General features: G+C 64.1%; 8 protein-coding genes. 2 read left to right on the top strand and 6 right to left on the bottom strand.

Annotated features, from left to right (window positions below; genetic code table 11):
* Both EOA28_RS18670 and EOA28_RS18665 read right to left on the bottom strand, forming a co-directional pair.
* On the bottom strand, positions 1 to 624 hold a 624-nt coding region (locus EOA28_RS18670; RefSeq protein ID WP_128315143.1), incomplete at its 3' end, for an SDR family NAD(P)-dependent oxidoreductase.
* 27 nt (positions 625 to 651) lie between these two features.
* The gene (locus tag EOA28_RS18665) at positions 652 to 1,257 is read right to left on the bottom strand and encodes an N-acetyltransferase (RefSeq protein WP_127250712.1); all 606 of its coding nucleotides are present in this window, start codon (positions 1,255 to 1,257) and stop codon (positions 652 to 654) included.
* Positions 1,258 to 1,548: 291 nt separating this feature from the next.
* On the opposite strand from EOA28_RS18665, the gene EOA28_RS18660 reads away from it, so the two are divergent.
* A complete protein-coding gene (locus EOA28_RS18660) occupies positions 1,549 to 2,535 on the top strand; it encodes a glutathione S-transferase family protein (protein WP_127386082.1) in 987 nt (328 codons plus the stop codon).
* On the opposite strand, the gene EOA28_RS18655 is transcribed toward EOA28_RS18660, so the two are convergent.
* Complete coding sequence (locus tag EOA28_RS18655; RefSeq protein ID WP_127252485.1) at positions 2,536 to 3,039, bottom strand: NUDIX domain-containing protein; 504 nt, start codon at positions 3,037 to 3,039, stop codon at positions 2,536 to 2,538.
* 68 nt (positions 3,040 to 3,107) lie between these two features.
* Between EOA28_RS18655 and EOA28_RS18650 the strand changes: the two genes are divergently transcribed.
* Positions 3,108 to 4,040, top strand: coding sequence for a metallophosphoesterase (locus EOA28_RS18650; RefSeq protein ID WP_127252486.1), 933 nt, complete (start codon positions 3,108 to 3,110; stop codon positions 4,038 to 4,040).
* Here EOA28_RS18650 and EOA28_RS18645 read toward each other — a convergent pair.
* The 3 genes from EOA28_RS18645 to EOA28_RS18635 all read right to left on the bottom strand — a co-directional run.
* A complete protein-coding gene (locus EOA28_RS18645; RefSeq protein ID WP_127252487.1) occupies positions 4,030 to 4,647 on the bottom strand; it encodes a hypothetical protein in 618 nt (205 codons plus the stop codon). The two genes, EOA28_RS18650 and EOA28_RS18645, sit on opposite strands and share 11 nt — an antisense overlap.
* Before the next feature lie 73 nt (positions 4,648 to 4,720).
* Positions 4,721 to 5,524 carry an alpha/beta fold hydrolase gene (locus EOA28_RS18640; protein WP_127252488.1) on the bottom strand — a complete coding sequence of 268 codons (804 nt, stop codon included), beginning with the start codon at positions 5,522 to 5,524 and terminating at the stop codon, positions 4,721 to 4,723.
* Between the two features lie 260 nt (positions 5,525 to 5,784).
* Positions 5,785 to 7,274 (bottom strand): hypothetical protein (locus EOA28_RS18635; RefSeq protein WP_128315142.1); only part of this gene is annotated, 1,490 nt, incomplete at its 5' end.

Here is a 7,274-nt window from a genome sequence, read left to right as displayed (position 1 = left end):
GAGTGAATCCTGCACGTCCTGTGGCATGCCGGCCATCATCGGCGTCTTGAAGATGCCGGGCGCGATGGTGCAGACGCGAATGCCGGAGCGCGCCAGATCGCGCGCGACCGGCAGCGTCATGCCGACGACGCCGCCCTTGGAACCGGAATAGGCGGCTTGCCCGATCTGGCCGTCATAGGCGGCAACGGAGGCGGTGTTGACGATGACGCCGCGCTCGCCCCCGGCAAGCGGATCGAGCTGCGCCGCCCGATCGGCAACGAGGCGGATCATGTTGAACGTGCCGATCAGGTTGATCTCGATAACCTTGCGGTACTGGTCGAGCGGATGCGGTCCGTCCTTGCCGATCGTCTTCACACCGATGGCGATGCCGGCGCAATTGACCAGGATGCGCGGTTGACCAAGCTTTGCAGCTACTTCGGCGATCGCGACCGTGGCGCTGTCCCCGCTAGAGACGTCGCATTGGACGGCAATGCCGCCGATGTCGGCCGCGACCTTCGCCGCGCGCTCGATGCCGACATCGAGGATGGCGACGTGGGCGCCCTTGTCGGCAAGCGCGCGCGCCGTCGCCTCGCCAAGACCCGATCCGCCACCGGTTACGATCGCGATCTGGCCGTTCGGGTTCATGCAAGCCTCCCAGGATTCCGGATTATGCTACGAGGCGCGCAGGGGAGGCGCAACCGCAATGGCCGGCTCGATCGATAGCTGCGCATTGCTGGCCGGCCGCGCCAGAGCCGGGGCAAATTCCGCGACCCTCGCCATGCTGGCGTGGCAGACCTCACCGGCAAAGCGGGCGACTGCGCCCGGCTTGATCTCGTGATGCAGCAGCCGGTCGAGATCGACCGGGCGCGGCATGGTGATCTGCCCGCGCGGGAAGCGCCTGAAGCCGAGCGGCCCATAATACGGCTCGTCGCCGACCAGGATGACGGCAGGCGCGCCGGCCTTCCTGGCCGCTTCCAGCGCGATCGCGACCAGCTTGCGGCCGATGCCCACATTCTTGAAGGCGGGGCGCACCGCAAGCGGGCCGAGCATCATGGCGCGTCCCGCGCCCGCGGCCACGCGCGTCATGCGCACCGAAGCGATCACCGTATCGTCCTTGACGGCGACATAGGACATCGAGCGGTCGTGCCCGCCCGACTCGCGGATCTTGTAGGCGGCAAGCACGAAGCGGCCCGGGCCGAAGGCCTCGTCGTTGATGGCTTCGATTTCAGCATCATGGGCCGGGGTTTCCGGCAGGTATTTCACGTCGGCAAGGCTCATGGTCTTTGCGTTCCGGCATGCGAGGAAGGTTTGCTGCAAAGCGGCAGCGTTCGCCAGTCAGCGCTTGTTAAGCGCGGGCGCCCTTTCGTCGTCGGTCGAACCGGATCGAGGCAAAGTCGAACATGGGCGCCTCCGCTAGCACCAATTTTGTGCCGCTGCAATCGGCGCTTTTCGTGTTTCTTTGTGCCATTCGACGAACTGGTTTGTCATTTGACGAACTGTTCAGCGTCGAAGGGCTTCGCCAACCCGGCTATCGGCCTAGATTGTTGCGAACCGCAGGGAGATTTCCGCATGGGATTGCTGATCGAAGGCAAATGGCAGGACCGCCCGTTCGAGACGGACAGCGGCGGACGGTTCATACGCAGAGAGTCGCAATGGCGCGACTGGATCACGCGTGACGGCCGTCCGGCGCAGGGCCGCAGGCGGGGCTTCAAGGCGGAGCCCGGCCGTTATCACCTCTATGTCTCGCTCGCCTGCCCATGGGCACACCGCACCTTGATCTTCCGTGCCCTGAAGAAGCTCGACGGCATCATCTCGGTATCGGTGGTGCACCACTTCATGGGCGAAAACGGATGGACCTTCAAAGCCGAGGACGGCGCCACGGGCGACACGCTCTACGACCTCGATTTCCTGCACCAGATCTACACCAGGGCCGATCCGGCCTATTCCGGCCGCGTGACGGTGCCGGTGCTGTGGGACAAGCAGGAACAGACGATCGTCAACAACGAGTCCTCCGAAATCATCCGGATGCTCAACACCGCCTTCGACCAATGGGGCGATGCGGGTCTCGACTTCTATCCTGCCGCGCTGCGCGCGGAGATCGACAGGATCAATGCGCAGGTCTACCCGGCAATCAACAACGGCGTTTATCGCGCCGGCTTCGCCACCACGCAGGAAGCCTATAAGGAAGCTTTCGGCGAATTGTTCCAGGCGCTCGATGCGATCGAGGAGCGGCTGTCGCGACAGCGCTATCTGGCCGGCGAACACATCACCGAGGCCGATTGGCGGCTGTTCACGACGCTGGTGCGTTTCGATCCGGTCTATGTCGGCCACTTCAAATGCAATCTGCGCCGCATCGCCGACTACCCGAACCTGTCGAATTATTTGCGCGATCTCTATCAGGTGCCCGGTGTGTCAGGCACGGTCAACCTGCACCACATCAAGGCGCACTACTACGGCAGCCACAAATCGATCAACCCGACGGGGATCGTTCCAGTGGGGCCGGAACTCGACTATGCCGCGCCGCATGACCGGGCCAGGTTCAGGAAGGCGGCGTGATTACCAGTAGGGTGAGATGCGCTCCCCGCCAAAAATCTCTGCTATCCGTCGTCTTGTCGCCGGGGTCGCGCCTTCCGGCAAGCGATCGATCGGGAAGAAGCCGGCCTCGGCGATCTCATGGTCGGGCAGTTTCGGCGCGGTTTGGCTGAAGGCTTCGATCAGATAAAGGCCGACATGGTCGCGCTTGCTGGAGCGACGGTTGAAATGCATCGACCTCAGCACCGGCGGCGCGAGCAGCGCGATGTTGCCTTCCTCGGCCAGCTCGCGCGTCAACGCTTCCTCGAGCGTCTCGCCGGACTCGACGCCGCCGCCGGGCAACTGCCAGCCTGGAACATAGGTGTGGCGGATCAGGAAGACGGAATTGGAGGCACGCTCATAAACCAGGCCACGCACGCCGAGCGTCATTGGGCGGCGCAGCACGAAGTAAAAATGAAAGAGCCTCGCGCGCAGGCCCGGCCAGCCGGTCTGGCGGAACGCCTCTTCCGGATCGTCTGTGCCGGTCATCGAACGATCCCTGGGCGAACAGCAAAGGGTGAGTGGAAAGCCTCGCCAGCGTCGCTTAAGAAGGGGTCATGTTCAGGCTCACGCATATTTCCGATGCTCATCTGGGACCGCTGCCCGATGTAACCTATCGCGACCTCGCGTCCAAGCGCGTGCTGGGCTATGTCAACTGGCAGCGCAACCGACGCCGCCATATGCATGATGCCGTCATCGACACAATCGTCGCCGACATCAAGGCGAACGCACCGGACCATCTCGCCGTCACCGGAGACCTCGTCAACCTGGCACTCGACGGCGAAATCGAGATGGCCAAGCACTGGCTGGAGACGCTCGGATCGCCGCACGACGTTTCCGTGGTCCCCGGCAATCACGATGCCTATGTGCCGGGCGCCTTCGACAAGGTCTGCCGAGCCTGGGCTCCCTGGATGACGGGCGACGGCGTCAACAGTCCGGTCGACCGCAATTCCTTTCCGTATCTGCGCGTGCGCGGCAATGTCGCGCTGATCGGCGTCACCACGGCGCGCGCCACCGCACCCTTCATGGCCAACGGCTTCTTCATGGAAGGGCAGGCCGAACGGCTCGGCAAGGTCCTCGATGATACGGTCAAACAGGGACTCTTCCGGATCATCATGATCCACCACCCGCCGGTGCGCGGCGCAGTCCCGCAGCACAAGCGGCTGTTCGGCATTGCCCGGTTCCACAAGGTCGTCCGCCGGCATGGCGCGGAACTCGTCCTGCACGGTCACTCGCACCTGCCGTCCTTGTTCGCCATCGGTGCACGCGGCGCCAAGGTGCCGGTGGTAGGGGTCGCCGCCGCCGGCCAGGCGCCGGGTGGCAAACATCCGGCGGCGCAGTACAACATGTTCGAAATCGGTGGTGAAAGGGGCAACTGGCGCCTGCGCCTGACCCGGCGCGGGCTGACCGGACCGGCCATGCCGCCGTCGGACCTCCAAAGCATGGACCTCGACGTGCCGGCAGACGGGCGCCAACTCGTCAGAAGCTGATCTTCATCTGCATGATGCGGTCCCAGAACAAGACCAGCGAAACCGCCAGGCCGACAAGGGCGCCGGCGGCGATCAGGCCGAGGCCGGCGAAGAAGGTCGTCCAGCCGTTGCGGCCGGTTTCGGATCGGATGGGCGGCTCCGCTTCCTGGACCACGTGACGATGCAGGCCGGGAACGGCTCTTTCCATGCCGCCCTCCATCATGTGCTGCCGCTCGACGACACGTTCGGCCACGTAGCGCGTGACAGCATCGGCGACGGCTTTCATCTCGGTCGATTCAGCCAGCACCACGCGGCCGACGCGCGTGTCCTTGAGGAAGCGGTAGGTTCGGCGGTCGCGTCCCATGGCGACGTGGCTCACCGCATCGATCCATAGCCGCGGCTGCAGGCCCGACGAGACGGCGAAGTCGAAGCTGTCCATGTCAGCCGGGACATCGGCAAAGACGGAGGCAAGCTCGGCTGCCAGCAGATCGAGCCGCATGCGGTGCGCCTCGCGCATGTCGACAACCACGTCATCGCGGTCGGCGAAGGCGTTCTTGACGTCGCGTATGGCATCCGAAAGCTTTCGCGATGGCTCGATCGGGGTGATTATGTCGCCTGCATCCTTCATGGCGGCTGTCTCGCTGTTGGTTAACAGCGAGTTAACACAATCGCCGGCAAAATGCACTGAATGATAGCGCCGGTCAGCTTGCTGCCGCCCCGTACACCGGTCGTTGTCGCCTGGCCCCCCGTCGCGTGTTGCGACGCACGATCTCGGCAATCAGGTCCGGAGCCTCCTCGACCAGCATGTGACCCGCGTCAAGGACATGGTGCAGATGGAAATGCGACGGCAGGGCCTCGGCCTGCCCGACAGGCAGGAGCGGATCCTCCGCTCCCCAAACAACCATCACCGGCATGTCGAGCGCATCGAGCTGCGCTCGAGGGATGACACCTTGCCGCTCATCCTTGGTTATCGCGGCCGCCATATCGATCAAGGTCTGCAACTGGCCGGGCTGTTCGCGCATGAGGCAAAGCGCATCCACCACGTGGTCAGGCGGCACGCTGCGCGGGGCCGACATGGCCGCAAGGCTGGCGCGGATCTGCTTCCTGCCGGAAGCCGCCGCATAGCGGCGCAGCAGGGCTGCGTTGATCTCCGGGCCGAAGCCGCCGGGCGCCAACAGCGTGAGCGAAGCCACCCTGCCAGGATCGGCTAGCGCCATCAATGTCGCAATCGCGCCGCCCATGGAATGACCGACGAGATGGACCTTGGCCAGCTGACGGGCGGCAAGATCGGCGAGGATGGCCCGCGCGGCCGGCTTGGCCCCGCCCATGCCCTCGCATTGCAGCGAATGACCATGGCCCGGCAGATCGTAGGCCAATATTCTCGCCTCGGCCGCCAGCGGTGCCATGACGTCACGCCAGATCTCACGGCAGGCTCCAAAGCCATGCAGAAAGACGATCGTCCTCGGACCAGCGCCGGCCTCGACGGCATAAGGGAGTGGAAGCATGAAAAAGGAGCGGTGAGCAGGCAGCAATCAGAAATTGTGGCTGAATTGCTCCTGATCCAGACCTGTGGCTAGTAAAATTTTCGCGACCGAAGCGCTCCGTCAGGCGCTCGACGTGGAAACCCGTCCTAATAGGTGTCGGATCACAGCGTGATACTTCCGCTGCTGCGATCAGGTGGCCCAAACACGGGCGTAAGGTGTGCCTATGTCCTAGTCTTGATGCGATTCCGCAATTTCAGACGGAAAACCGCTTCACATTAACTCTAGGTCGGATTGCCGATGCCGGCGGCACGCAAGGATTGCACTAGCCGATCGGTGAGATCCGCGGGATATTTGCGGTCGACGAACGTCGCGCGCGGGTCGGCGGCGAATTTCGGGAATTCGGCGATGAGCTCGTTGGCAAGCTCGCCCGCCAGCTTGTCGCGGCCCGAAAGCCTGGCGCCGATCAGGCGCGCGGCCAGATAATGCGACTTGGATGCCGTCGTGCGCAGCGACTCGCTGGCGATGGCGGCCTTCTTCATATCGCCCTGCATGAAGGCGCCGACGAACAGGCCATAATCCCACCAGGTCGGATGGCCGCTGAAGGCCTCGACCGCGTGGCCCAGGATCGGCGTTCCCTCATCATACTTGCCGGCGAAGATCAGCCCATAGCCATAGGCGGCGGCCATGCCGAGATCATATGGGTTGAGTTCGTAGGCCTTGCGCGTCAAGCGGATCGCTTCGTCCGCGTTGCCGAGGCGCGAGTTGAGGTAGCCGAGGGCACGATGCGCGTGCGGGTTCATAGGCCCCATCTGAACGGCGCGGTGCGCAAGCGACATGGCCTTTTCGAGCGTCGCATCTGGCGGATAAGGATAGTGGGCGGTGACGGCCTCTCCATGAAGCGCGGCCAGTTCCGCATAGACGAGCGACGATTTGGTGCCTGCGGCGGCAAGCTTCTCCAGGCAGCGATACGCAACCTCGTGCGACTGGGCGTTCATGTCGAGAAAGTAGCGGTCGTCGAGCAACAGGCACCCGATCTGGCTGGTCCTGAGGTCGCTCTGGTCGATGTAGCTGTAGATCGCGCCGGAAGCGGGAATGGTCGATGTCAGAAGGCTGGCGATGTTGCTTTCAACCGCGCCGGGCGCGGTTTCGGCCGATGTCAGGTTGCGCGACAGCAGAACCCGACCGGTCGCGACGCTTTGCAGCTCGACCGTGACGTCGCCGGCGGCGGGGCCGGGAACAATATCGAAGACGAAACTGATCGGGTCGGCCGATTGATCGCGCGTTGAATCCGGAGCGCGCCCGATGAAGTCGATGGTGTCGAAACCGGCAAGACCGGCGCGCAACGACGATGCGACGCGAGCTGCCTCTGCTCCATCGGCGTTCATGGCAATGTAGATGAGCGGCAAGGAGTCGAATACTGACTGGGCGGTGGTTCCGGCGATGCCCGCCGTTTCGACCGCCGTGTCGCCGCCGCCGAGCAAGGCATCGCCTTGGCGAAAGATGAGCACGCCGAGCATGGCAATGACCAGAACCATGGCAGCCCAGAAGAATCGCAGTTGCCGCGTCAGTGATTGTGCAGGCGCGGCCGGCGCCATAAACGGCACGGGTTCGTCCGATGTCGGGCTGTCGAGATAGTCGGCCGCCGGAGCGGCTTCGGCCGATGCCAGGGGTTGGCGCGCGATGTTGCCGGTGGCGGACCTTGCGTCACCGGGCAGGCGGATTGCGTTCAGCTCATAGGAGGGGACATAGCCGCCGCGCGGGATCGCGATAC

The organism is Mesorhizobium sp. M2A.F.Ca.ET.067.02.1.1, assembly GCF_004023285.1.
Lineage (GTDB): Bacteria > Pseudomonadota > Alphaproteobacteria > Rhizobiales > Rhizobiaceae > Mesorhizobium.
Note: the sequence above shows the minus strand (reverse complement) of the source record. Positions and strands in the feature narration are given on the sequence as shown.

Excerpts from the sequence above, each read along its gene's own strand:
- EOA28_RS18665 (WP_127250712.1), bottom strand. The coding sequence starts at position 1,257 with ATGAGCCTTGCCGACGTGAAATACCTGCCGGAAACCCCGGCCCATGAT.
- EOA28_RS18660 (WP_127386082.1), top strand. The coding sequence starts at position 1,549 with ATGGGATTGCTGATCGAAGGCAAATGGCAGGACCGCCCGTTCGAGACG.
- EOA28_RS18655 (WP_127252485.1), bottom strand. The coding sequence starts at position 3,039 with ATGACCGGCACAGACGATCCGGAAGAGGCGTTCCGCCAGACCGGCTGG.
- EOA28_RS18650 (WP_127252486.1), top strand. The coding sequence starts at position 3,108 with ATGTTCAGGCTCACGCATATTTCCGATGCTCATCTGGGACCGCTGCCC.
- EOA28_RS18645 (WP_127252487.1), bottom strand. The coding sequence starts at position 4,647 with ATGAAGGATGCAGGCGACATAATCACCCCGATCGAGCCATCGCGAAAG.
- EOA28_RS18640 (WP_127252488.1), bottom strand. The coding sequence starts at position 5,524 with ATGCTTCCACTCCCTTATGCCGTCGAGGCCGGCGCTGGTCCGAGGACG.